Consider the following 24041-nt stretch of genomic DNA (forward strand, 5'->3'; position numbering starts at 1 on the left):
CAGGCCCGTACCCGTGAAGCACTGGAGGCGGCTATCCAAACCGCGGTTGAGTGGATTTCCAGCAAGGATGCCAAAGCCTGGTTCAACCATTGTGGTTATCATGTACATCGTTCATGAATCCGCTATAACTGTGCCGGACTTCAACTCTTTGAGCTTCAAAATTGATACTGTTGGCATTTCTTGAACGGGTTTGGATGAGATGATTGACAAGTTAGGGCGAGTAAACCAGCAGCACAACACAATCAACGCTCGGCACGTCGGGAAGGGTAGCGGTTGGGTTTGGTGCTTGCTTCGCTCTACGGGCTTAAAAACAGGCTTAAACGGGCTGCTAGGTTCGGGGCTAGGCTCTGATAGTTGCTCTAAGTGTCTGTAGCTGCTGCTGCTACTTTGGTTCTATTCAATTGCTTTAACTATGCTGAGTGCAATTCCTGTATCTGTTCCCTTGCACTAGGTATTGATGCAATCTTGATACAAGATTTAGCTCTTTTCTTGCATCAATGCCTGTGTGGTGCTATTGAAAAGTCTATTTAAAGCCTAAAAATGCGGTTTTTGTTCTTATTGATGAATCTTCCGCAACAAGAAAGACAACTGCACCAAGGTGGTGCTGAAGCCTTAAACTGCCCTACTTAAGGCGCGCTATAAAAAGGACCGGCCCAGTTGCCGGTCCTTTTTGCGTTTGAGTACCGTTTTAGGGCTGCTTTATCGATCAGCTTCGCAACGATTTTGCCTATCTTTCATCAACTCGCTAAGTTCCGCCGCCAAGCGGCCCGCCGTTGCATCGGTTGGCCTGCCGCCTGCTCCACCTAACCAAACCACCGGCTCTGAAAACCTTACTCTCCCGGCCTGCGCGGGCTGCTTTGGCCGCTATCAGCCATATTGTTACCCGGCCTTTCCGGCCCTCCTCTCGCCAGCTTACCTACCCTATGCCCGCGGCCGTTTGCAGCCGCGCCGGATTGCTGGTTGCTTTATTCACTCTTAGCCAATCGGTGGCCTGGGCCCAAAAAACCGCTCCCACGGCTGGCCGCCTGGCGCCCGGGCTGGAAACGGGCAACGCGCGGCGCATCCTGCGGGTGAGCGTAACGGACGAGGCGGCTTTCCAGCGGTGGTTGGCTCAACAGCAGCCGCAGGCATCGGCACAACCGGAGCCGGGTCATGCCCGCCTGCTGCGGGTACGGGGTGCTACGGCGGCCGCGCTGGCTGCCTGCCCTTACGTGAGCTTCGTGCAAGCCGCCGACCGGCAGGCCAGGACCGAGCGCCAACTCAACGGCGCCGACCTGACCGCCAACAAAATCACCGCCGTGCACGCCCGCTACCCGCAGCTTACGGGCCGGGGGCTAACGGTTTCGATAAAGGAGAATCCGATTGACATCGAGGATCTGGATTTCAAGGGGCGCCTCGTCAATCCCAACCCACAGGCGCAGATACTCGATGCGCACTCCACGATTATGACCACGCTCATTGCTGGGGGCGGCAACTCGTCGCCCAACGGCAAGGGCGCGGCCTGGCAGGCGCGCATCGCCCAATCCAGCTCCGACAACCTGCTGCCCGACGACGGCGCGGGGCTGGCGGCGCAGAGCGTATCGGTGCAGAACCACTCCTACGGCGTGAATGTGGGCGTGGAAAACTTTTACGGGCTCGAAGCCCGTGCCTACGACGCCCAAAGCCGGCAGTACCCGACGCTGGTGCACGTGTTTTCGGCCGGCAACATTGGCAATCAGCCCGGCGCCGCGGGCACTGCTTATGCTGGGTTGGCTAACACCGCCAACCTGACCGGGGAGTTCAAAAACGCCAAAAACAGCCTAAGCGTGGGCAACACCGATGCCCTTGGCCAGGTAGTCGGGCTCAGCTCCCGTGGCCCCGCCGCCGACGGCCGCGTGAAGCCCGAACTGGTAGCCTTCGGCAGCGGCGGCTCCTCCGACGCCGCTGCGTTGGTGTCGGGTATTAGCCTGCTCACGCAGCACGCCTACCGGGAGCGGCGCGGCACGTTGCCCGCATCGGCCCTGGTACGGGCCGCTCTGCTGAATTCTGCCGACGACACCGGGCAGCCCAACGTGGATTTTGTGGCGGGCTATGGCCAGGCCGATGCGCTGGGGGCTGTGCAAACCATGCTCGAAGGCCGTTTTGTAGAAGGCAGCGTGGGGCAAGGTCAGGAGCAGGTGTTCCCGATTACAGTGCCGGCTGGCACCCACCGCCTCAAGCTTACACTGGCCTGGACCGACCCCGAAGCCGCCGCTAATGCGGCCAGTACCCTGGTCAACGACCTGGACCTGATGCTGACCCGGCCCGCCGACGGCCGGCGCTGGCTGCCCTGGACGCTCAGCGCCTACCCCCGCCTCGATTCGCTGGCCCAGCCCGCCCGGCGCCGCCCCAATCACCGCGACAACGCCGAGCAGATTACGCTGGATCTGCCCGCTGCCGGTACTTACGAGCTGCGCGTGCGCGGCTACCAGCTGGGGCAGGGGCCGCAGGCATTCAGCGTAGCCTACGAACTGGAAAACGGTCTTGCCTGGGTGCATCCCTCAAAAGCGCGCAACGTGCGGGCCGGTGAAGAGGCGCTGCTGCGCTGGCAGTGGGCCGGCCCGGCTACGGCCGCGCGGCTGGAGTACCAAGCCGTAGGGCAAACTGCCTGGAGCACCGTTAGCTCCTCCCTGGATTTATCGCAGCAAACCTTTCGCTGGACGGCTCCGGGCACAACGGCCGCCGCTCAGCTGCGCCTACTCACCAGCTCCGGAAACGTAGTATCGGATACGTTTTTTGTAGCCCGGCCTCTGCTGCTGGACGTGGCGTATGCCTGCCCCGATGAAACGCTGCTCACCTGGGCCCAGGTGCCCGGCGCGGCCCAGTACCAGGTGTACCGGCTGGGCGCCACGCAGCTGGAGCCTTACCGCTTGGTGCCGGATACGGTTCTGCACCTCACCGCCGCCGAAGCCGCCGCCCGCTACTACGCCGTTGCCCCGGTCATCCAGGGCCGGGCCGGGGAGCGAGGCAGCACCATCGACGTGACGCAAGCGCAGTATGGGTGCTACGTGCGCTCCTTTTTGCCCAAGCAGGAGGTGATGGATACGGTGCAGTTCAATCTCACGCTGGGCTCCACGTACCGGCTCCAGAGCATTGCACTGGAACGCCGCAATGCCGACGGCAGCTTTTCGGCTGTGCAAACCCTGACCGGAAATCTGCCGCTGACCACCTTGCTCACCGACCCGCAGCCGCGGCTGGGCCGTGCCGAATACCGCGCCCGGCTACAGCTCAGCACAGGCCAAACCCTATATAGTCAGCTGGAAGCGGTGAATTTTGTGCCCGCCATAGCCAATGTGCTGGTGTACCCCGTGCCAGTAACCGTCGGGGAGCCCCTGACCGTCGTAGGTCCGCCCGATCAGGCGTTACGCGTGCGGCTATTTGATATGGTAGGCCGGTTGCACCGCGACGAAATGACCGACACCAGCATCATCAAAGAACTGGATACGCACGGACTGCACCCAGGTACTTACCTGCTACGCGTGAGCATACCAGGCGGCCGCGAAGTAACCCGGCGCGTCTTGGTGCTATAAAGCCATAAATGCTAGAGCTATTATTCCCAAGCTGGGCATGTATGATCCTAAGCTGTTTTTTTAAGACTTTATAACGATCATGCTCATCTAGCGTCTACTTGTTAAAGCATCTGTACCGCTATGCTTGGCTCCCCCTCTCCTTTTTCGGAGAGGGGGCCGGGGGAGGCACACACTACGGGCAATCAAGCGGTAGAGATGCTTCGTTGCGCTCATCTATAAGCCCAACATGACTTTTCAAACACAGCCTAGCCAAAGCCTGGGCCCATAACCATCTGGCAAAGCTCACGATGAAAGGCCGCTGACTTGCTATCCGTGGCCCAGGGTAAACTTTGGGCGAGAGGAGACAGCCGGAGCGTCGGGCTGCGGTAAAGCAGTCCATAGTACGTAGTCAGACGAAAATACTCCCTTCGCCGTTTTGAGTAGCACGAGTTTTCACTGCCGTGACAAGACAGGCCGCTACCCGGTATACCGAAAAAGAAAAGCTCCCGGCTCAACTGAGCCGGGAGCTTTCTCTTCTGCTAAGCGGCGAGGCTTAGTAGAGGTAGTTGAGGGCGATACGGTCGTTGGAGTTGAACTGACGGCTAACGCCGTTGCCAACGCAAGCCAGCATCCACGAGTTGGGATCAGCGCCCGAAGGAGTGCCCGGGATAAGGATAGCGCCTACCGTGCTAGCGCCTTCGTTCGAGGCGGAACCACCGCAGCTGTAAGCGCGGTTGAAGTAGTCGGTGTGGCGCAGGCCGATGCAGTGGCCCATTTCGTGCGCCATGATCGTGGCAATGTAGCCCACGTTGGTGCTGTTGATGACCGTCGGCGACAGTTTGAAGCCGGGAGCAGGGTTGCCACCCGAGGGGAAACCACCCGATTGGCCGAGTACGCCGCTACCCAGGTTGGCCGAGGTGATGGGCAGGTCAGCAGCAGTCGAGCCGGTAACGCGCGTAAAGCGCAGCTGCAGGTTTTCCGCGTTGTAGCGGCGGATAGCCTCGTCAACAGCCGATACGTAAGCAGAAGGGAAGCTGCCCACCAGTTTAACCGTCAGCGTGCGGGGCAGGCGCGTCACCAGGTTGGTGGTGCGGTACTGCTCGTCTTGGCCAACGCGCAGCAGCTGGTTTTCCGGATTGCTGGCCAGCATCTCGTTGGTCAGCAAAATGTCGCCTTCTACTACTACGCCGCCTTCTACTTTCCGGGCGCCGTCTACCGTAAAGCCAAGGGCTTTAATTTGGTTGATAGTGGCGTCGGCAACAGGGCCCTGCGCTTGTACATTTTCCTTTTTGGAGCAGCTGGTCATAGACAGCGCAGCGAAGGCGCAAACAGCAGCGGTCGACAGTACTTTGTTGAGCTTCATAAAGTGGTTTGGTTGGGAGGTTTGGTTGAACAATGCGCAAAAGGTAGGAGTCTTTTTTGAAAACATCAATGAAAAATCACCTAAACTTCATTATTTATTAACCGTATCGCGCGTAAGCGTAAGCGCACGTTCCTTGTAATAGCAGTAGTCTGTGTTTGTAAAATATGCCTTTTATGTTGTTTTAACAGATTTTTGATGCATTTCAAGAGAATGTATGTGCAATAGTTTGCGTTATTTATTTATTGTATTATTTCAACAAATCGGTTTTGCTAAATTTTGACGAATAGTATGCTCATCCGCCCAACATGCTAAACCATGTTGATACAGATAAAATCCTATAGTGAGACTGGGTTGGTAAGTTGCCGGAAATAGAGGGCAGAAGCGACGATGAAGCTGCCCAAACTGGGAATAAGTAGTGCCGGTTGGCGCGCTTCTCAGGGCACTTGCCGAATTACGTATCTTTGTTAGAAACCCAATTGTTGTCCGCAGGCGTTGTCAGATGACCTGCTTCATCATATAGATTCTCACTGTGGCTTGCACTTCATGTTCCAGCGGTGGCGGATGCGCTACTTCTGGCTGTGGCTCCAAAGGGGGCTGCTCCTCGGGCGGCTGCACGCGCCTGAATGTTTTCGACTGGCTGCAGGACATCGACCTGCCAGCCGGCTTCCAGGAATTTGACCTCGTAGAAATCCGCTTTAAGGGCGGACGCAAAGAATTTTACCGCAACGACAAGCGCCTCCCGCTCATCACCGGTGACCCGGTGGTGGTGGAGGCCGGCGGCAACGGCTGGCACCTCGGCTACGTGTCGCTGAAGGGCGAGCTGGTGCGCCTGCAGATGAAAAAGAAAAAGGTCGCGCAGGACTCCAAGGACATCCGCAACATCCTGCGCGTGGCGACGCCGCAGGACGTGGAGCGCTACGACGCCGCCCGCGAGCTGGAGCTGAACACCATGTTCCGCGCCCGCTCGGTGGTGGATGAGCTGCGCCTGCGCATGAAGCTCTCTGACGTAGAGTACCAGGCCGACCGCACCCGCGCCACCTTTTTCTACTCGGCCGAAGACCGCGTGGACTTCCGCGACCTGATCAAGCGCTTGGCTGAAGAATTCCGGGTACGGGTGGAGATGCGCCAGATTTCGCTGCGCCACGAGGCCGGCCGCCTGGGCGGCATCGGCTCCTGCGGCCGCGAGCTGTGCTGCTCTACCTGGCTGACGGAATTTAAGAGCGTGAGCACCACCGCCGCGCGCTACCAGAACCTGAGCCTGAACCCGGCCAAGCTCTCGGGCCAGTGCGGCCGCCTGAAGTGCTGCCTGAACTACGAGCTGGAAACCTACCTCGACGCGCTCAAGGACATTCCGCAGGTGTCGCGGCCACTGCAGACGCAGCTGGGCGACGCCTTCCTGCAGAAGACCGATATCTTCAAGAAGCGGATGTGGTTTGCCCTGCGTGGCGACAACAACTGGGTGATGCTGCCCACCGAGCGGGTCAAGGAAATTCAGGCGCTGAACAAGGCCGGCGAAAAGCCCGAGACCTTGCTGGCACCGGTGGCCGAGCCCGAGCCCGCTCCCAGCGTGCAGGAACACGTGGAAGGCTCACTCGACCGCCTCGACGACAAGATCAAGGCCGGCAAACGCGCCAAGCGCAAAAAGAAGAAGGACAAGGACAAAGTGCCCGTGTCGCCGCCTTCGGGCGTGCAGCCCAAGCCCACCGCCTCCTTGCCGAAGGACGCCCCGCGCCCCCGGCAGGAGCCCAAGCCCAAGGCGCCCGTGGAAGCGGCACCCCCAGCGGATAGCGAAGGCCGGCCCGAAGGAAGCAAATCGGGCGGCCGCTCGGGCCGCCGTGGCCGCGGCAACGTAAGCACCGATGCGCCGCGTGCCGACCGCCCGGCACCGCGCTTCGACCCGCGCTTCCGAGCGGCACCGGGCGAAGGAGGAGCCGGACCGGCCAAGCCGGGTAGCGAGGAAGGCCGCAGTGGCCGCAGCCGACGCGGCGGCCGGCGGGGTGGCGGGGGAGAAGGCAACCCCAATGAGTCCGCTAATCCGTCGCCCTCTGCTTCGTAACTTTTTATGCTGCGTACCCTCCACCTGTTTCTGCTGCGTGCGGCCTGCTTCGGGCTGCTGATGGGGCTGACGGCCTGCGACCCTAACCGCGTCTTCGAAACCAACGAAGACCTGCCCGACTACGCATGGTCGGTGCAGAACAAGCCCGCGTTTGAGTTTGAGATAACCGATCCAAACCAGCCCTATAATGTGTACCTGAACGTGCGCAACGCGTCGGCTTACGGCTACTACAACCTGTACGTGAAGGCCACGCTTACCGGGCCGGCCGGGCCCGTGGGCAAGCCCATGCTGCACCAGATGATTCTAATGGACCCGAAGACTGGCGAGCCGCGCGGCGACGGCACCGGCGACATCTTCGACCACCAGTTTCTGGCCCTGCGCGACCAGCGTTTTCCGCAGGCTGGCAAGTATCGCATGGTGCTGGAGCAGTACATGCGCCAGGACGTGCTGCCGGGCATCATGGCCGTGGGCGTGCGGGTAGAAAAAGCCGCGCCGGGCGAAGCCGGTAAGTAATCAGCATTGAGCTGTAAATCAGTAGCAAAGCCGCTTCCACTGGGAGCGGCTTCGTTGTTTTTAAATAGGAAAGTAACGGCCGAATGGGGGCTTGGACGGGAAGGTGAATTGTTTGGATTTGGACAACTCCGCCGGAAACGCTGGCGTATAGTTTAACCGCATTCCAATTTCTCACCCAACCAAAATACCTTCACCATGGCGGATAACACCAAAAATTCGAACGACACCAAAAATCAAACCTCTGGTTCGACGCAAGGTGCGCAGGGCAGCACCACACAAGGTGGCAGCACTACTGGTACCTTGGGTACTTCGGGCATGGGCTCCACTGCGGGCGGCATGCAAGGCAACGCCAACAACCAATCCGGTTCTTCTTCCTCGGGCCTGACCAGCGGTAACAGCGACAGCAACCGTTCGTCAGGCTCGACTACTTCCAGCCAGTCGTTGGCCAACTCGGAAATGAGCGCGGGCCAGGGTGGCCTGGATAGCTCGGCTTCGGGCAGCGGCAGCAAGTCGTCGGGCGGTGGCTCGTCGAGCAGCAAGAGCGGCGGCAGCAAGTCGGCTATGGGTTCGTCTTCGTCGTCGGCTTCGGCCAAGAAATCGGGCTCGACCACCAAGGCTTCGACTTCGGCTGGTAAGAGCGGTTCGTCTTCGAGCAAATCGAAAGGTCAGGACCAAAATAGCGGCCAGTCTTCGGGTTCGGACTCGGATCAGCAGAGCAGCCAAGGCAACTACGGCGGTAACTTCGGTAACTCGATGCAAGGCAGCCACCAAGACCGTGACCGGGACGAAAACATGTACAGCGGCGCCGGTCGCGGCGAGTACGGCTCGCACGGCCGCGGCAATACCCAAGGCGGCTACGGCAATCAGGACCGAGACTTCGACACCCGTTCGCGCGGCGGCGAGTACGGCCAGGATGGCTACAACCGCGGCACGCAAGGCAACTCTTACGGCCAGTATAGCGGCCGCGACGAGTACCAGGGTGGTGGCGGCTACGGCAGCCAAGGGGGCTACAGCGGGAGCTACGGCCAGCAGAGCAACTACGGCGGGGGCATGAGCAACCGCGGCGGTCAGGGCATGCAGGGCGGCCACAACTACGGTGAGCAGCGCTCAGGCCACATGGACAGCCAGTACGGCGGCCAGCGCGACTCGTACGGTTCCCAGGAGCGTGGCTACGGCCAGCAAGGCGGCAGCAACATGGGTGGTGGCATGCAAGGCAGCTATGGCAGCCAGGGCGGCGACTACAGCGGCCGCAACTACGGTGGCCAAGGCATGCAGGGCGGCTACGGCCAGGGCAACAACCAGGACCGCAGCTCGAACGACAACGGCTCGCGCTACGGGCAGGGCCAGGGCTACAGCCAGGACTACGGCCGCTCGTCGATGGGTGGTGGCATGCAGGGCGGCTACGGCCAGCAGGGCAACCGCGGCGGCCAGGGCGGCCGTGAGCAGGATGACTACGGCCAGTACAGCACCCGCAACCAGCGCGAAGACCAAGACCGCTACTCTTCGCGCGGCGGCTACGACAATCAAGGCTCTTCGCGCGGCGGCGACTACTACGGTGGTGGCTACAGCGGCGGTCAGGGCAGCCAGGGCCGCAGCAACATGGGCGGCGGCCAGATGGGCAGTGGCTACGGCGGCGGTTACAACGATGACCGCTACGACTCGGGCCGTTCGGGCTCGTCGTACGGTTCGCAGAACAGCAACTACGGCTCGCGCAGCGGCTACAACGAAGGCCGTGGCGGCTACATGGGCAACTCCGACCAGGGTTTCGGCTCGCGCGGCGGCTCCTACAACGACGAGTACGACTCGTCGAACCGCAACTCGCGCCAGGGCTCGGCTTCGCGCGGCGACATGCGCAACGAGGACCGTAGCCAGAACTACGGCCAGCAGAACCGCGGCAACAACCGCAACCAGAACGAAGACTCGGACTACGGTTCCGGCTCGGCCATGCGCCGCAACCGCGGCCGCGACGAGGATGACCGTTACTAAGCCCTTCTGAGCTAATTAGTAAAAAGGCCCCTCGGCAGCTGCCGAGGGGCCTTTTTTGTTGTCGGGTCAGGCGAGGCGCTGACAAGCGCAGTTTACTGAGTTCAGGTGTAGCTTTTGGTCCTCAACGCAACGAACAGGGTGCATCCCGGGGCCTCACCCGAGCCGACAACGCCGACTAAGCCGGCAAAAACGCGGCCCGGTTTTCCTGAGCAAATTCCTGCACCGTGCGGGGCCGCCGGCCCGTGAGCCGTTCCACATCGGGCGTGATGCCAGCGGCGTGGCCCGCCCGGCCAAGGGCGTGGAGCTCCATCATGCTATCAATCATCCACTGCGGGGCGCCCTGCATGGCCTGGCGGGCGGTTTCTTCGGGCACGTCCACGTACTGCACGGGGCGGCCGGCCGCCTGGCCGATAGCGGCCGCTACTTCCTGGGTGCTCAGGGCCTGCGGGCCGGTGAGGGCATAGGCCCGGCCGTGGTGCTTCGGAATATCATCGGTGAGAATAGCCGCAGCGACTTCGGCAATGTCAAACACGTCGATGTAACTTATGCGGCCTTCCCCCAGCGGCTGGTAGATGGCGCCCTGCTGGCGGATGGACTCGCCCTGGTAGTTAATGAAGTTCTGCAGAAAGCTATTTGGGCGCAGAATGGCGTACGGCAGGCCACTTTGCGCCAGGTAGCGTTCCACCTCGCGGTGCCAGCGACCCAACTGAATGCCCGGCTCGGCTTCGGCGCCCATTACCGAAAGCCGAACCACTTGCTTGACCCGGGCCGCTTTGGCTGCATCGATGAGCTGCTGCCCCATCTGTACCTGCGTGTCGGTAAACGGGGTAACGAGAAACACGCGGTCGACGCCGGTGAAGGCCACGGTGAGCGTTTCGGGACGCTCGAAGTCCAGCTCCACCAGCTGAACGTCGGGGTTAAGGTGGCGCAGCCGGTCGCCCTTGATGACGGAGTGCACACCGGCGCGCACGTGCACGTCGCGGTTGCTCAGGGCGCGCACCAGCTCGCTGCCGACGTTGCCGGTAGCGCCGGTGACCAGGATAGTTTCGGGCATGGGAGGGGTGTTTGGGTTGGAGATGAGTCGGTCGTCAACTACCGCTAAGGCCCCGGGATTGTTCGGCCCCGTGGCTTCAACGCGCGGCTTCCGCGCTGCGGTACGACGCCCGGTACAGGCGGCCTTTTTCGTTGCTGAAAATGAAGTCGTGGTCGTTGACGAAGGTCAGCGCCTCGGCCTGCCCGGTGGACGGCACCGGCAAGCAGCTTTTTCGGCCGTCGAACAGCCGCGCCCCGGGCTTGGTCTCGATCAGGTAGATGTGGCCGTAGCCCATCAAGGCCACCGTGCGCCCGTCGGGGCTGATGTCGGCGGAGGTAATCCAGGTATTGATGCGGATGCTGTCGGCCAGCCGGGCCACGTAGTTGCCGGGCTTGGCGGGCAGGTGGTATTCCTTCACCCAGTTGCCCTTGCCGCGGTTTTTGGTGAAGAGGTACAGGCTGTCGTCGCGGTAGAAGAAGGCTTCACAGTCGAAGTTGCGGGCGGGCTTTTTGGGCGGAAACTGCCGCTGATCGGGGTAGCGAAACTGGATGGTTTCGAGCTGCGACAGGTTGGGACCGGAAAGGCAGTAGATGCGCAGGTCGCGGCGCTTGTTGGCGTTGTTGCCGAAGTCGCCGATGAACAGCGTGCCGCGCTGCCGGTCCTGGGCCAGGTCTTCCCAGTCTACGTTCGTGGCGCCGCGCGCGGGGTGGGTGCGGATCAGGTCGCCCTGTGGATTGACCAGGTACAGCCAGGACGTGTTGCCGCCGTCGCCGTGGGTCCACAGGTTGCCGTCGGCATCGGCCACGGCCAGCCCGGAGCTTTCCACCACCTCTTCCTTGTGCAGCCGCCCCACGGGCCGCACGGCATATTCCTGCGTGACGCGGTCGAAGTCGCCGCGGTCGGCATCTTTGGCGCAGCCGCACAGCACCGATTGCACGAAGATGAGCAGGGGAACCAGCTTGTCGCGAAGTAAAAACAGCATAGAGCAGACGCTGAAACAGCCACGCCGCCCTGAATGCACTAGCGGCGGCTTGGGCTGCCTTACGCAAAGCCCGCGTCGGTGGGTGCACTTGGCTGCAGTTTGGCCGAGCCGGGTGCCGGTAGCCGCTACGCTTGAGCTCGGGCAAAATGTAACCAAGGACGCCGTCAGCTCAGAAACGCAGGTAGGGCAGCAGTTTCTGGTAGGTTTCCTCGTCGAGCACGCGGATCTGCCGCAGGTCGGCGGGCTGGCGGAAGCGGCCGTGCTGCTGGCGGTAGGCGATGAGCACGCGCGCCAGGCGCTTGCCCAGATACGGGTGCTGGCAGATTTCTTCGAAGCTGCCCTCATTCACGTTCAGCGGTGCGGGCTGGTAGCCCGTGGCCACGAAGGTGTACTTGCGTAGGCTGTCCACCAGGTCGGGCGCGTCGCGCAGGCTGTAGATTTCGGCCGTCTGATCTTCGGTGATGAAGCCGCCCAGCCGCTCGCGGTACTCCACCACGCGCATGGATAGCTTGCGCCCGATGCCCCGGATTTGCATGAGCTGGGTGGTGTCGGCCCGGTTCAGGTCGAAGGGCTGCAGGTTACGCGGCTTGCGCGGGAAGCGGGCGGGCGTCGCTGCGTCGTCGGCAGCGGTGGTGCGGTCGGGGTAACGGCTGGCAAAGGTTGGTTTTTCGCGGGCCGGCAGTTGCTCAGGCAAGAGCAGGTAGGGCGCTAGCCGTTGGTAGGTCGAGTCTTCTAAGCCGTAAGCCTTGCGCAGCTGCTCCTTGGCCCGAAAGCCGCCGATGATTTCGCGGTACTTCACCAGGCGCTTGGCAAGGAAGCGTGGCAGCCCGCGGGCCTGCCAGCCGGTTTCGTCCACCGTGTTCGGATCGAATGGCGTGAGCGGGATGCGCGCCACCCGAACGTAGGAGTTGCGGCGGGCAGGGTAGCTGCGGCGCTCCGGCGTGGCTGGGCGCGCAGCGGTAAGAGCCGCTGCCAGCTGATCAAGCTGCCGGCGGTCGGCACTGGGGTCGTAGTGGGGTAGGGCAGGGCGCAGCAACACCGGCGCGGCCAACAACAGGAGCAGCAAAACCAGCAGGAAGGCGAAGCCGTTGGTTTCGGCGCGCGAAAACCCGAAATGGCGGCGCACAAACCGGCGCAGCGTAGCAAACACGGACATAGGATAAACTACGGAGCAACTCGAATACGGCGAGAAGCTACAAGTAAATCCAATTGGTTAGATGTGGGTTTAGCAAAAAAATACGCGCTACGTTGCCTAATGCTCAGCGTGGCAGCTGGTACACGGCAAAGCCGGCGGGTGTGAGGGCGTACAGGTACTGCTCGCCCACCAGCACCTGCGCGGCGTCGGCTGTGGGCAGCAGCACGGTGCGCTCCTTCAGGGCGTAAAGGTGAAAGAAGTGCAGCAGGCCGTCCTTTACGTAGTACAGCTCGTCGCCGCGGAAGCCCACCCAGTTCAGGCCCGGCAGCGGCAGCTGCTTGCGGAAGTTGCCCAGGTTGTCGAATACCCAGATGCCCGAGGTGTGGTCGACCAGGTACAGGTTGTTCTGATACTCGCGCAGAAAGCGGAAATCGGGCTTGACGCGGCCCAGCAGCAAATCAAGGGGCGTGCGCACCGTCACGCGCTGCTGCTGCGAGTTGAACTGCAGCAGCGTCAGGTCGCTTTCGTTGAGCAGCCACAAGTTGTCGTCGGGCGCAATGGTGGCGGTGCGGATCAGGCCGCCGTCCACGTACTCGGTCAGACGGGTATTGCCGATGGGGGCCAGAAACCGGTCGAGCAGCTGCAGCTCCTGCCGGTCGTCGTAGTAAATGAGGATTTTAGTGGTGTTCCAGGCTTCCACCAGCCCCGTGCGGCCCGGCAGCGGCGGCGAGTACACGGCCAGCGGCTGCCCGTCGGGCCCAAACTGCCGCAGGTTGTTCTGCCGGTCGGTTATGTAGAGGTTGCCCTTGCGGTCCAGCGAAGCGGCGCCCGGCTGGGGCAAAGTTACATTGCGCACCAGGGCCAGGGTGGGCGGCGTGGCGGCTGGCGCGGGCGCAGCCAGCTGCGCCGTCGGCCGCACCTCGGCCGGCGCCGATGGCGGCGTGGTGGTCGTTTGGGCCGCGGCGGCCAAGGCGGCGGTGCTCAGCCACAGGCTCAGCCCGGCCGCTTTAGCCCTGAAATTCGCGCAGTAGCAGTTCGTGGCCATCGTAGACGCCGTACGTGCAATAATTGACCCACTCGCCGAGGTTCACGTAGCGGCTGTGCGCCCCCACCGGTACATCGAGCGGTAGGTGGCGGTGCCCGAACACGTAGTAGTCGTGGTGAAAACGCTGCTCCAGCTCGCGGCAGTACACCAGCAGCCACTCCTCGTCGCCGAGGTACACGTCGTCCTTGGCCGTGTTGCTCAGGCGGCTGCGCTGGCTCCAGGCGTTGGCAATGCCAATGCCCACGTTGGGGTGAATGCGCGCAAACAGCCACTGGGCCACCGGCGAGGCAAACACGCGCTTGAGCACTTTGTAAGTGTAGTCCTTGGGCCCGAGGCCGTCGCCGTGGCCGATGTGGAAGCGGTGTGGGCCGATATCGAGGCTCACCGGGTGCCGTAGTACCGGAATGCCCAGCTCTTGGGTGAAGTAGCCGAACATCCACATGTCGTGGTTGCCGGTGAAGAAGGTCACGGGCAGGCCGGCGTCGGTCAGCTCGGCCAGCTTGCCCTGCAGGCGGATGAAGCCGCGCGGAATGGCGTGGCGGTACTCAAACCAGAAGTCGAAAATGTCGCCGACCAGGTAAATGGCCGCCGCGTCCTGCGCGGCCATGTCCAGCCAGCGCACGATGCGCCGCTCCCGCTCGCGCGAGCGGGCCATGTCGGGGGCGCCGAGGTGAAAATCGGACGCGAAGTACACCTTGCGGCCCGGCTCTAAGTGGATGGGGGGCAGCTCAGGCAGTGGGAAGGTCATCCAGTAAAAACAACGTGATGCTGCGCGGGCCGTGTGCGCCCAGCACCAACGTCTTCTCGATGTCGGCCGTGCGGCTCGGGCCCGTGGCCAGCGAAATCATGGAGGGCAGCTTGTCGGCCCCAAATTTAGCTTCTACCAGCCGCAACGCGTCGCCGATGTCGGCTACCACCTGCGAGGCGCGGGCAAACACCAGCTGCTGATCGGGGTAAATGCTCAGGCGCCGTCCGCTGGCCGTGGCCGAGCTGAGCAGCACCGAGCCGGTGCGCGCCACCAGGGCCTCGCAGGTGGTCAGGCCCGCGTCGGCGTGGGCAATGAAGTCGGTTTCGTCGCCGATGTGCACGATGCCGGCCGCGTGCAGCAGCTTTTTCAGCTCCGGCTCCCAGGCGTACAGGTGCTCGATGTTGCGCTCCTTTTTGTGGGCGTAGAGCAGGTCGTAGAAGTTGTCTTCCGACGCGCAGTAGTAGAACGTGCCGCCGGCGCGCACAAAGCTCTCGGCAAACTGCACCGTGAGGTCGTCGGCCGGGGCGGGGAAGAGCGGCGCCGTGAAGTCGGGCGCGGCGGGCTGGTGCGGGCTGGGCTGCTGCAGGGCTTCGCGCACCCGCCGCAGGATGATGTCGCGGGAGGTATCGGGCATAGACAAAGCTAATCAGGGTTTGAGTGAATCAATTACTTTCAAGGCTCTAATCGCGTGGGTTCCTGATAACAGCTTATCCGACAAATCAAGCTAATGTATTTGCTGCCAGTATTCATATGCTTCGTCTTGATTGGGCTGCAGATAAGGTCTTACGATAGCCCAACCTCGTTTAGCAAGGCCGGATATTTCCTGGTAGCTGGGTGCGCACTGTCAATTGTTTGTTACGGCATTTTGCTCAGTGAGTGGTACGTTGCGTGGTGCGCTATTTGGTGGCCGCCCTTGTGTTTTCTGCTAGTTGTAGTAGGAATACCTCTCGGCATTAATCGGCTAGCTATGGCCTTGTTCTTAGGCCGCTAACATGGGCCACCACATTACAGAGCTAATCACATCAGCAATACCAGCTTCACATGCTCAAGCAAACTGTTCTGCGTGCCATTCAGGCGGGCAAGGAAGACGAATACCAACGCGCCGTCACCGATGCTGCCCTGTATCTGGCAGTAGCTGGCTTTCTGCCCGACGCTACCGTGCTGCTGCAGGCGCTCTGGCAGCAGGGGCTGCCGCGTAGCCCCCACGTCGGATTGCAGGACCGCGCTTTTCAAGTACTGTGGCAGACTGCCGGCATGAGCGTGCCCGGTGCGCCATTGGCCTGGCAAAGTCTTGACACGCTGGAGCAGGAACACCGGCGCTACGTAGGCGGCGACCGGTACGCCTACCCGATGCCCGATGTGGAGTGGCAGGAACTCAGCGGCAAAAATGCCTTTCGGCAGGCGCAAACCTGGTTTGTCAACGCTGAAGCCGACGCCGAAACGTTGTTTTTGCTCAAACAAGCGCTGCTTCGGCCACAAGAACTAAGTGACTACGAATACACCGACGCCACCGCCATGGCGGCCGAAGCGGCTGCGCGCAGCGGCGACGAAGCCCTGGCGCAGCAGATGCTGCAGCAGTGGGTCGCGCGGGCCCTCGACCCCAACTGGAGCTTAACCTTTGCCAAGCTGGCCGCCGGCCGCCATACGGCTCCGTTGTTGCTGCGCGGGGCCTTAGCAGCCGAGTTGGGCCTGACGCCAGAGCAATGCCGCCAGGATGTGGCCGAACTGGTGGAGGCTCTGCAGACGCGGGAAGCGCGCGGGGTACAGCCGGTATTTGCTCACCTGAGCTGGTCGCAGCTGCTAACGCGCCTAAACGAGCTAGCCTTGGCCGAAGAACCGGAAATACTGGAATGGGCGAATTGGGAAGGCAGTTGGCTGGGCCGCGCAGGAGCCTCCACCACGCAGATTGCAGCCAAAGAGCAGGCGTTAGGTTTGACACTGCCCGCCGATTACAAAGCCTTTCTCCTTGTTTCGGATGGGCTGGTCGGCTCGCCCACCGACCCGGAACTGCTACCCGTCGCCGAAATGGGCTTCTACCGGCAGCTGGAAGACCCGGAACTGTATACCATCACTGCCAGCTACGCCGACGTAGAAAGCGACGATGAAGCCGCCACCATAGCGCCTTACGTGGAGCGGGCCCTATTGGCCAGCCGCGTGCCGGCTGAGCAGATGCTGTGGCTTATCCCGCCCGCCAAATCAGGCGACGACTGGCAAACCTGGTTTTTTGCCGCCTGGGTGCCCGGCGAAGAACGTTACCCGAGTTTCCGCCACTACGTGGAGCAGCGCGTGCAGGAGCTGGAGCACGGCGCTTCGTACTACTGGAACGGCTGAGCCCGTAGCCTCAAGACCTTCGTCGCGTAATTCACCGGAGGCACCGAACACGGCGGCCCGGCTCAACATGTGCGTTGAGCCGGGCCGCCGTGTTCGGTGCCTGATGCTTACTTGCCAAGCACCTTAAACTCCGTCCGGCGGTTCAGGGCCTGACCCTGCTTCGTGGTATTCGGCGCTACCGGCTGGGTGTCGCCGTAGCCTACCGAGGTGAGGCGCGCGGCGGCCACGCCCTTGCTGGTGAGGTAATCCACCACGGCCTTGGCGCGGCGCTGCGAGAGGTCCTTGTTGTAAGCGGCCTTGCCGATGTTGTCGGTGTGCCCCGAAATTTCGATGCGTAGCGAGGGATACTCCGTGGTCATCAGCTGCACGATGCGTTCCAGCTCGGCGGTGCTTTCCTTGCGCAGCGTGGCCTTGTCGAAGTCGAAGAAGATGTTGTTCAGCACCACCGTGGCGCCCACGTCGAGCTTCTTGAGCGGAATGTCCTTCACCACCTCCGAGAAGGCCGCGCCGGCCGGCAGGTCGAAGTTCTCGGAGTGGAACAGGTAGCCGTCCTTGCGCACCACGATGCCGTAGTTCACGCCGGAGGGCAGCGACACGAGGTAACGCCCCGACTGCGAGTTGCTCTTAAACGAGGCAATGGTCTGCCCCAGCGTATTGTCGACTAGGTCGATGGTGGCCTCGATTGGCTGCTTGGAGTCGGCATCGGTCACGGTACCCTTCAGGATGGTCACCTGGGCCGTGGCAATGGGCACGGCCGGGGCCAGCAGCGTTTGGCGTACCGGGGCCGCCCGCGAGGCCAGTAGCGGCTCTTCCGCCGACAGCACCGGCGGCTTTTCCGGGCCCAGGAACGTAATCATGTAAATGTCGCGGGAGCCCTGCGAGTCGTCGCGGGAAGTGGCGTAGTAGCCGTGGCGCCCCGAGGCCGACAGCACGAAGAACACGTCGTCGTCGGGGGTGTTGATGGGCCAGCCGAGGTTTTCGGGCTTGGTCCACTGCCCGTTTTTCCACTCCGACTTAAAGATGTCGTAGCCGCCCATAGAGTTGTGGCCCTGGGAGGAGAAGTAGATGGTCTTGCCGTCGGGGTGCACGAAGATGCCGTCCTCGTCGTAGGGCGTGTTGATGACCGAGCCGAGGTTTTCGGCCTTGCCCTTGCCCTCGATGTCGAGGCGCCAGATGTCGTGGCCGCCGCGCGAGCTTTCCGGTGCGCCGTTGCTCACGAAGTAGAGCATGCGGCCGTTCGGAGCGTAAGCCGCCGACGACTCGTGCGACTGCCCGCCGTTGATGCGCCGGCCCAATGAGCCGGGCTTGCTCCAGTTGGCGCCCTTCAGGTCGGCTTCGTTCAGGTCGCCGCCGCCGTCCTCCACGTAGGTGATGAGCTTCTGCCCGTCGGGGGAAAGAGCCACCACCGCGTCGTGCCCCTTGGTGTTGACGGTCGGCCCCAGGTTCCTGGCCGCCTGCCACTGCCCGTCGGCGCCCTTCACCGACTGCCAGATGTCCTCGAAGTAGCCGCCCACGTTGGGGTCCTTGTCGTCGCCGGTGCCGCCCTCGCGCCGCGAGGTAAACAGCATCACCGATTCGTCGGCGGTGATAACCGGGCCGTACTCCGGGTACGGCGTGTTGATGGCCGTGCCCACGTTGTCGATAAAGGCGCGGGTAGGCGTCTTCATCAGCGCCAGGCCCGATTCGCACTCCTGAATCTTCTTACGGATGTCGTTCTGCTGGGCGGTGGCGTTTTTGCCGCCCGCGGCTGGCATGGCCGCTTTGTACTCGGCAATGGCTTCCTCCCAGCGCGCATTCAGGTGCAGGCCACGGCCCAGCATGTAGCGGATGCGCGAATCCACCTGCGGGTCCAGCTGGTAGGCCTTCTGCAGGTAGGGCAGGGCCTTGGCCTTGTAGGTCGAGTTCAGGTAGCAGTGCCCGATGCGGAAGTTGAGCTGCGCGTTGTTGGGATTCACCTGCTGCGCCGCCAGAAAGTGCGGCAGCGCCTGCTCGTAGCGCGCCGGGTCGGCCTCGTACCAGCTATTGGCCTCCTTGATTTCCTTCAGGGCATTTTTCAGGCTTTCCTTGTCGCCCTTGAATTCATCCTTGCTGAACTCAATGTTCTGGGCACTGGCCGCCAGGGAAGCCAGCAGCAGCAGGGAAGCGTATAGATATCTAAGCATGTTTTGTCGAGAGAGGGGAGCGGACGTCAGATGGCCCGCAGAGGACGCAGAAGGTTTCGGCTAACGCCTTCCTGCGGTTCGCAGAAGAAGCAGCGGGAGGCAGACCGCAAAAACTCTTAAACTGAGCTTATTCGCAGCCCGAGTTGGCGGCGTAGCCAGTACCGGCTGCCAAACCCAGTTCGGCGGCCTTGCGCCAGTCGGCACAGGCACCGGGCACGTTGCGCAGCATTTCGCGGGCGTGGCCGCGGTTCAGGTAGGCCTCGGCGTACTGCGGGTTCAGTTGAATAGCGGCGGAGGCATCGGCTTCGGCGGCTTTGTAGTTCTTGAGCTTTTGGTAGGCGGCGGCGCGGTTGTTTAGCGCCAAAGCGTAGTCTGATTTGAGCTTGAGGGCCTGTGTCAGATCATCCACGGCGGCCTGGTAGTCGCCGGCTTCGTAACGAGCGTTGGCGCGGCCGAGGTAGCCCACGGGGTCATCGGAGCGGCGGCGCAGGTAATCGGAGTAGTCCGTAACGGCACCAGCGTAGTCCTTCTGCCGGCGCTTGGCGGCGGCGCGGTTCAGCAGGGCCACGTGTAGGTCGGCGTTGAGTCGCAAGGCCTCGGTGTAGTCGCGCACGGCGGCTTCCGTCTGGCCCAGCTGCCGCTCGGTGCTGGCGCGGTCGTGCCAGGCGTAGGCGTACTTGGGGTCTACTTTCGTGGCCTGGGTGAAGTCCTGCAGGGCCGCCTGGTAGTCGCCTTTCTCGAAGCGCAGGGCACCGCGGTCGTACCACGCAGCGGCGTAGTCCGGCTTGAGTTCGGTGACTTTGCCGTAGTCCTGCTCGGCTTCGGCGTTCTGCCCCTGGGCCTGCCGGGCCTGGGCCCGGCCGTACCAGGCCGTGAACGTGCTTGGGTCGAGGCGGATGGCCTCGTTGTAGTCCTGCACGGCCGGGGCGTACTGCTTTAGCTCGTAGCGGGTGGCGGCGCGGTTGTAGTAAGCCTTGGCAAAATCAGGTTTTGCACTCAGGGCTTTGTCGAAGTCACTCAGCGCCGAGTTGTAGCTTTTGTCGTTGAACTTCGCGACGCCGCTATTGTAATATTTTTCGGCGAGCTGCGCCGGCGGCAGCGTTGAAGCGCGGACGGTATCGGTTTGGGCTTGCGCCCCGAATGCCGTCAGCGCGCATCCAAATAAGAATAAGTATTGTTTCATAGCAGGTGTGCCGGAGCGAGGTATGCTCAAAGTCTAGTCGAAATATATTGCATTTTTCCGTACCTCTCGCTCTGCAGTGTCATTCTTTCTCCAGTGCAGCGTGCACCAGGGCCTGCCATTCCTCGGCTTCTGAGCCCGCAAAACGGCCCCGCCCGGCGCGGCGGTACCAGTATCCAGCATTGCCCGGGTCGCCTTCGCGCCGGTGCAGGTAGGCGTGCAGCCAGCAGGCCAGCGGGTCGGTTTCTTCCTGCTGGGCCAGGTCGTGGGCGTCCTCCCACTGGCCGTGATGCTCCAGCCACAGGGCCCGCAGCAGCGGCGACAGGTGTGCGGGCGGAGCAGCGGCCGTTAGGGTGGCGGTAAACTCGGCGGCGGTCATCGAAAAAGCGTTTTTACTATTCTACAAAACTTCTCGGGGGGCCTTCGTGGTTATACACGCGGCCGAGCCCCGCGAGTTTGCGTAATTTCGTGCCGGGCGGCTGCGGCTGCTCTCCACCCAACCGAGTTTTACCCCCAAGCCTTTGTCAATCATGGCAATGTACCCCGAATACATGGTGGCCCCGATCCGCCAAGACCTCACCGAAGCCGGCTTCGAGCAGCTTATGTCGCCTGAGGAAGTAGAAGCCGCCCTCAACACCGACGAAGGCACGGTGCTGATAGCCGTGAATTCGGTGTGCGGCTGCGCCGCCGCCAAGGCCCGCCCGGCCCTGAAAATGGCCCTGTCGAGCTCCGACAAGAAGCCTGCCAAGCTGGTAACGGTATTTGCCGGCATGGAAACCGAAGCCGTAGCCAAGGCCCGCGAATTCATGCTGCCTTACCCGCCCTCCTCGCCGAGCATTGCGCTGTTCAAAGACGGCGAGTTGGTGCACATGATTGAGCGCTACCACATCGAAGGCAATGATTTAATGCGCATTGTGGACAACCTTCAGGGTGCGTTTGCCGAATACTGCTAACATAAAAGTTTTTCATGCACCGAAAAGGCCCGCGGCTCTTGCCGCGGGCCTTTTTGCTGTAGTGAAGGTAGCGTTAGCGCTGTAGTATATAGTCCAGCATCAGCACCCCGTCGGGGTAGCGCGTGAGATTTTCCAGTTGCAGCTGCTGCGGTGGGGGCTGGTTGAGCAGCTTGATACCCCGGCCCAGAAATACGGGCATCACCGCCAGCATCAGCCGGTCTACCAATCCGGTAGCGTTGAACGAATCAATAAGCTGCGCGCCGCCCATCAGCCAGGTGCGGCCCTCGGGCAGCTGCTGTACCAGTTCTTCCACCGAATCGGGCCAGAGCCAGACCTGTGGGTCGACGGTGGTCGGTAGCTCACGTTTGGTGCACACATACGTCGGCAGGCCTTTATAAGGCCATTCGGGCCAGTCGAAGCCGAGAAGCTGCTCGTAGGTTTTCGAGCCCATCACCACGGCACTGAGCGACCCGAAAAACTCCCGGTAGCCGTAATCCTGTCCCGACTCCTCGAAGGGCTGCAGAAATTTCACGCCGCCGTCCTCTTCGGCGATGTAGCCGTCCAGCGAGGCGGCAATGTAGACCACGATTTCACGCATGGCCCAAGGTAACAAACCGGCAAATCCAACTCCACAAAAAACGCCCGCAACCAATAGGCTGCGGGCGTCCACATAATCCGTGTAATCCGACGAAACGAAGTTCAGCGAAGCTAATCCGTCTAAATCCGTGATTTAGTTGGCGACTTCGCTCAGGAACTTGATGCGCATCAGGCGCAGGTCTTCCTCGGTGTAGTCGTCGGTGCCGAGTTCCTTGAGGGCCACGGCAATATTATCCGTGGTAGCCGACATGAAGTAGTCGTAAATTTCCTCCTGCCGGTCTTGGTCCAGTACCGAGTCGATGTAGTAATCGAGGTTGAGCTTGGTGCCGGAGTAGCAGATGTGCTCGATTTCCTCCATCAGCTCCCGCATGTCGATGCCCTTCGAGGAAGCAATTTCCTCCAGGTCCATCTTCTTGTCGATCTGCTGAATGATGTAAATCTTAATTTTCGACTTGTTCACCGCCGACTTCACTACCACGTCGGCGGCGGTGATGATGTCGTTTTCGGCCACGTACTTCTTAATCAGCTCCAGGAACGGGCCGCCGAACTTCTGCGCCTTGCCTTGGCCCACGCCCGACACGTGCGCCAGATCTTCCATCTTCACGGGGAAGGTGGTGGCCATTTCCTTCAGCGAGGGGTCTTGGAACAGCACGTAGGGCGGCAGGTTCTTCTGCTGGGCCAGCTTCTTGCGCAGGGCCTTCAGCATGTCGAACAGGGCCGCATCGTGGCCGGCAGCCTGCTGCACTTCTTCCTTCTGCTCTTCCTGCTGCACTTCCTCCTCGTAGTTGTGGTCCTTCGAGAATTTGATGCCGTAGGGCTCGGCCAGGAAGGCCTCGCCTTTGTCGCAAACCTTGATGACGCCGAAATTCTCGATGTCTTTGCCCAGGAAGCCGCTGATCATGCACTGCCGAATCACGGAGTGCCAGAAGGCAATGTCCTGGCCCTTGCCAGTGCCGTACACCGGCAGCTGGTCGTGGCCGTAGCTTTCCACGTGCGGGTTGGTCATGCCCGTGAGCACGGCCGTCAGGTGCTCGATGCCGAAGCGCTGCTCCGTTTGCAGCACCGCCTGCAATGCGAGCTTCACAAATTCCTTGGCTTCGAACTTCTCGCGCGGATGGCGGCAGTTGTCGCAGAAGCCGCAGTCCTTCTCGTACACCTCGCCGAAGTAGTGCAGCAGCTGCTTGCGCCGGCACACCGCCGAATCGGCATAGTTGGCCATTTCCTGCAGCAACAGCTTCGAGTTGTCGCGCTCCGTGACGGGTTTGTCCTTGTTGAATTTCTCCAGCTTCACGATGTCGTCGTAGCTGTAGAACATCAGGCAGTGGCCGTCGAGGCCGTCGCGGCCGGCGCGGCCAGTTTCCTGGTAGTAGCCCTCGATGCTCTTGGGCGTGTCGTAGTGAATCACGAAACGCACGTCCGGCTTGTCGATGCCCATGCCGAAGGCAATGGTGGCCACGATGACGTCGCACTCCTCGTTCAGGAACGCGTCTTGGTTGTTCATCCGCGTCTGCGGGTCGAGGCCGGCGTGGTAGGGCAGGGCCTTCACGTCGTTGACGCGCAGCAGCTCCGCAATTTCCTCTACCTTCTTCCGGCTCAGGCAGTACACAATGCCCGCCTGGCCCTTCATCGTCTTCACGAACTGAATCAGCGCCTTCTTGGTCTGGTGCTTGGGCCGGACCTCATAATAAAGGTTGGTGCGGTTAAACGACGACTTGAACACCGAGGCATCGTCCATCTGCAGGTTTTTCTGGATGTCCAGCTGCACCTTGGGCGTGGCCGTGGCCGTGAGGGCAATGATGGGCACGTCGACGCCCAGATCATCGATAATGCCCCGGATGCGGCGGTACTCCGGGCGGAAGTCGTGGCCCCACTCCGAGATGCAGTGCGCCTCATCGATGGCCACGAACGAAATGGTGGCCTTCTGCAGGAACTCCAGCGTGTCTTCCTTGGTCAGCGACTCGGGCGCCACGTAGAGCAGCTTCACGTCGCCGTTGATGACGTCGCGCTTGACCTTGTTGGCCTCGGTCTTGGTGAGCGTCGAGTTCATCACCTGCGCATTCACCCCGAAGGCGTTGAGCTGGTCAACCTGATTTTTCATCAGGGCAATCAGCGGCGAGATGACGATGGCCGTGCCCGGCAGCACCAGCGCTGGTAGCTGGTAGCACAGCGACTTACCCGCGCCCGTGGGCATAATCACGAAGGTGTTATGCCCGTCGATGACGTTCTGGATGATGGCCTCCTGAGTGCCGCGGAACTGACCGTAGCCAAAAACTTCCTTTAACTTGGCCTTCAGATCAGCCCCCAGGGGCTTCGCCATTTTCTTGGCGACGGGCGCTGCAAGTTCTGCTGTATTTGCTGCTTCTGACATCGTACTTCCTCTTCTGAGCAAAGGGTAAACCAAGCGAAAACTACGTACGGGGTTTACTGCTC

18 protein-coding genes are annotated in these 24041 nt (G+C 61.7%); 6 read left to right on the forward strand and 12 right to left on the reverse strand.

The window, feature by feature from the left end:
• Positions 1–986 precede the first annotated feature (986 nt).
• Positions 987–3548, forward strand: coding sequence for a S8 family serine peptidase (locus B0919_RS21965; protein WP_176133174.1), 2562 nt, complete (start codon positions 987–989; stop codon positions 3546–3548).
• Between the two features lie 532 nt (positions 3549–4080).
• On the opposite strand, the gene B0919_RS21970 is transcribed toward B0919_RS21965, so the two are convergent.
• Complete coding sequence (locus B0919_RS21970) at positions 4081–4890, reverse strand: M57 family metalloprotease (RefSeq protein ID WP_078014454.1); 810 nt, start codon at positions 4888–4890, stop codon at positions 4081–4083.
• A gap of 529 nt (positions 4891–5419) precedes the next feature.
• Here B0919_RS21970 and B0919_RS21975 point away from each other — a divergent pair.
• From B0919_RS21975 to B0919_RS21985, 3 genes are all read left to right on the forward strand, one after another.
• Positions 5420–6946, forward strand: coding sequence for a stage 0 sporulation family protein (locus B0919_RS21975; protein WP_078014455.1), 1527 nt, complete (start codon positions 5420–5422; stop codon positions 6944–6946).
• A gap of 6 nt (positions 6947–6952) precedes the next feature.
• Entirely contained in the window at positions 6953–7459 is a 507-nt protein-coding gene (locus B0919_RS21980; protein ID WP_078014456.1) for a gliding motility lipoprotein GldH, read from the forward strand.
• A 195-nt stretch (positions 7460–7654) separates the two neighbouring features.
• Positions 7655–9445: a hypothetical protein gene (locus B0919_RS21985; protein WP_078014457.1), complete on the forward strand. Its 1791-nt coding sequence runs from the start codon at positions 7655–7657 to the stop codon at positions 9443–9445.
• Positions 9446–9620: 175 nt separating this feature from the next.
• Here B0919_RS21985 and B0919_RS21990 read toward each other — a convergent pair whose 3' ends face one another.
• The 6 genes from B0919_RS21990 to B0919_RS22015 form a co-directional block, all read right to left on the reverse strand.
• Positions 9621–10499 (reverse strand): SDR family oxidoreductase, encoded by an 879-nt coding sequence (locus B0919_RS21990; RefSeq protein ID WP_078014458.1) that lies wholly within the window; start codon positions 10497–10499, stop codon positions 9621–9623.
• A gap of 76 nt (positions 10500–10575) precedes the next feature.
• Positions 10576–11460 carry a hypothetical protein gene (locus tag B0919_RS21995; protein ID WP_078014459.1) on the reverse strand — a complete coding sequence of 295 codons (885 nt, stop codon included), beginning with the start codon at positions 11458–11460 and terminating at the stop codon, positions 10576–10578.
• Positions 11461–11629: 169 nt separating this feature from the next.
• On the reverse strand, positions 11630–12616 hold the full coding sequence (locus tag B0919_RS22000) for a ComEA family DNA-binding protein (protein ID WP_078014460.1): 987 nt from the start codon (positions 12614–12616) through the stop codon (positions 11630–11632).
• A gap of 103 nt (positions 12617–12719) precedes the next feature.
• Entirely contained in the window at positions 12720–13640 is a 921-nt protein-coding gene (locus B0919_RS22005; RefSeq protein ID WP_078014461.1) for a hypothetical protein, read from the reverse strand.
• Positions 13603–14388 carry a UDP-2,3-diacylglucosamine diphosphatase gene (locus tag B0919_RS22010; RefSeq protein WP_078014462.1) on the reverse strand — a complete coding sequence of 262 codons (786 nt, stop codon included), beginning with the start codon at positions 14386–14388 and terminating at the stop codon, positions 13603–13605. Before B0919_RS22010 ends, B0919_RS22005 begins: the two co-directional genes overlap by 38 nt.
• Complete coding sequence (locus B0919_RS22015) at positions 14369–15022, reverse strand: lactate utilization protein C (protein ID WP_078014463.1); 654 nt, start codon at positions 15020–15022, stop codon at positions 14369–14371. The genes B0919_RS22010 and B0919_RS22015 overlap by 20 nt, the downstream gene beginning before the upstream one ends.
• 407 nt (positions 15023–15429) lie before the next feature.
• Here B0919_RS22015 and B0919_RS22020 point away from each other — a divergent pair, with 407 nt between their 5' ends.
• Positions 15430–16719 carry an SMI1/KNR4 family protein gene (locus tag B0919_RS22020; protein WP_078014464.1) on the forward strand — a complete coding sequence of 430 codons (1290 nt, stop codon included), beginning with the start codon at positions 15430–15432 and terminating at the stop codon, positions 16717–16719.
• Between the two features lie 107 nt (positions 16720–16826).
• Here B0919_RS22020 and B0919_RS22025 read toward each other — a convergent pair whose 3' ends face one another.
• The 3 genes from B0919_RS22025 to B0919_RS22035 form a co-directional block, all read right to left on the reverse strand.
• Positions 16827–18881, reverse strand: coding sequence for an OmpA family protein (locus B0919_RS22025; protein ID WP_078014465.1), 2055 nt, complete (start codon positions 18879–18881; stop codon positions 16827–16829).
• Positions 18882–19008: 127 nt separating this feature from the next.
• A complete protein-coding gene (locus B0919_RS22030) occupies positions 19009–20064 on the reverse strand; it encodes a tetratricopeptide repeat protein (RefSeq protein WP_078014466.1) in 1056 nt (351 codons plus the stop codon).
• 79 nt (positions 20065–20143) lie between these two features.
• Positions 20144–20440, reverse strand: coding sequence for a hypothetical protein (locus tag B0919_RS22035; protein ID WP_078014467.1), 297 nt, complete (start codon positions 20438–20440; stop codon positions 20144–20146).
• 157 nt (positions 20441–20597) lie between these two features.
• On the opposite strand from B0919_RS22035, the gene B0919_RS22040 reads away from it, so the two are divergent.
• Positions 20598–21014 carry a BrxA/BrxB family bacilliredoxin gene (locus B0919_RS22040; protein WP_078014468.1) on the forward strand — a complete coding sequence of 139 codons (417 nt, stop codon included), beginning with the start codon at positions 20598–20600 and terminating at the stop codon, positions 21012–21014.
• Positions 21015–21087: 73 nt separating this feature from the next.
• On the opposite strand, the gene B0919_RS22045 is transcribed toward B0919_RS22040, so the two are convergent.
• A complete protein-coding gene (locus tag B0919_RS22045) occupies positions 21088–21612 on the reverse strand; it encodes a dihydrofolate reductase family protein (RefSeq protein WP_078014469.1) in 525 nt (174 codons plus the stop codon).
• A 132-nt stretch (positions 21613–21744) separates the two neighbouring features.
• Positions 21745–23928, reverse strand: coding sequence for a DNA helicase RecQ (gene recQ, locus B0919_RS22050; RefSeq protein WP_139362320.1), 2184 nt, complete (start codon positions 23926–23928; stop codon positions 21745–21747).
• Positions 23929–24041 lie beyond the last annotated feature (113 nt).

The sequence above is a fragment of the Hymenobacter sp. CRA2 genome, assembly GCF_002007105.1.
In the GTDB taxonomy this organism is placed as follows: domain Bacteria; phylum Bacteroidota; class Bacteroidia; order Cytophagales; family Hymenobacteraceae; genus Solirubrum.

What these genes read in the sequence shown, in the direction of transcription:
- B0919_RS21970 (WP_078014454.1), bottom strand. Translation starts at nt 4,890, where the DNA reads ATGAAGCTCAACAAAGTACTGTCGACCGCTGCTGTTTGCGCCTTCGCT.
- B0919_RS21980 (WP_078014456.1), top strand. Translation starts at nt 6,953, where the DNA reads ATGCTGCGTACCCTCCACCTGTTTCTGCTGCGTGCGGCCTGCTTCGGG.
- B0919_RS21985 (WP_078014457.1), top strand. Translation starts at nt 7,655, where the DNA reads ATGGCGGATAACACCAAAAATTCGAACGACACCAAAAATCAAACCTCT.
- B0919_RS21990 (WP_078014458.1), bottom strand. Translation starts at nt 10,499, where the DNA reads ATGCCCGAAACTATCCTGGTCACCGGCGCTACCGGCAACGTCGGCAGC.
- B0919_RS21995 (WP_078014459.1), bottom strand. Translation starts at nt 11,460, where the DNA reads ATGCTGTTTTTACTTCGCGACAAGCTGGTTCCCCTGCTCATCTTCGTG.
- B0919_RS22000 (WP_078014460.1), bottom strand. Translation starts at nt 12,616, where the DNA reads ATGTCCGTGTTTGCTACGCTGCGCCGGTTTGTGCGCCGCCATTTCGGG.
- B0919_RS22005 (WP_078014461.1), bottom strand. Translation starts at nt 13,640, where the DNA reads ATGGCCACGAACTGCTACTGCGCGAATTTCAGGGCTAAAGCGGCCGGG.
- B0919_RS22010 (WP_078014462.1), bottom strand. Translation starts at nt 14,388, where the DNA reads ATGACCTTCCCACTGCCTGAGCTGCCCCCCATCCACTTAGAGCCGGGC.
- B0919_RS22015 (WP_078014463.1), bottom strand. Translation starts at nt 15,022, where the DNA reads ATGCCCGATACCTCCCGCGACATCATCCTGCGGCGGGTGCGCGAAGCC.
- B0919_RS22020 (WP_078014464.1), top strand. Translation starts at nt 15,430, where the DNA reads ATGCTCAAGCAAACTGTTCTGCGTGCCATTCAGGCGGGCAAGGAAGAC.
- B0919_RS22025 (WP_078014465.1), bottom strand. Translation starts at nt 18,881, where the DNA reads ATGCTTAGATATCTATACGCTTCCCTGCTGCTGCTGGCTTCCCTGGCG.
- B0919_RS22030 (WP_078014466.1), bottom strand. Translation starts at nt 20,064, where the DNA reads ATGAAACAATACTTATTCTTATTTGGATGCGCGCTGACGGCATTCGGG.
- B0919_RS22035 (WP_078014467.1), bottom strand. Translation starts at nt 20,440, where the DNA reads ATGACCGCCGCCGAGTTTACCGCCACCCTAACGGCCGCTGCTCCGCCC.
- B0919_RS22040 (WP_078014468.1), top strand. Translation starts at nt 20,598, where the DNA reads ATGTACCCCGAATACATGGTGGCCCCGATCCGCCAAGACCTCACCGAA.
- B0919_RS22045 (WP_078014469.1), bottom strand. Translation starts at nt 21,612, where the DNA reads ATGCGTGAAATCGTGGTCTACATTGCCGCCTCGCTGGACGGCTACATC.
- recQ (WP_139362320.1), bottom strand. Translation starts at nt 23,928, where the DNA reads ATGGCGAAGCCCCTGGGGGCTGATCTGAAGGCCAAGTTAAAGGAAGTT.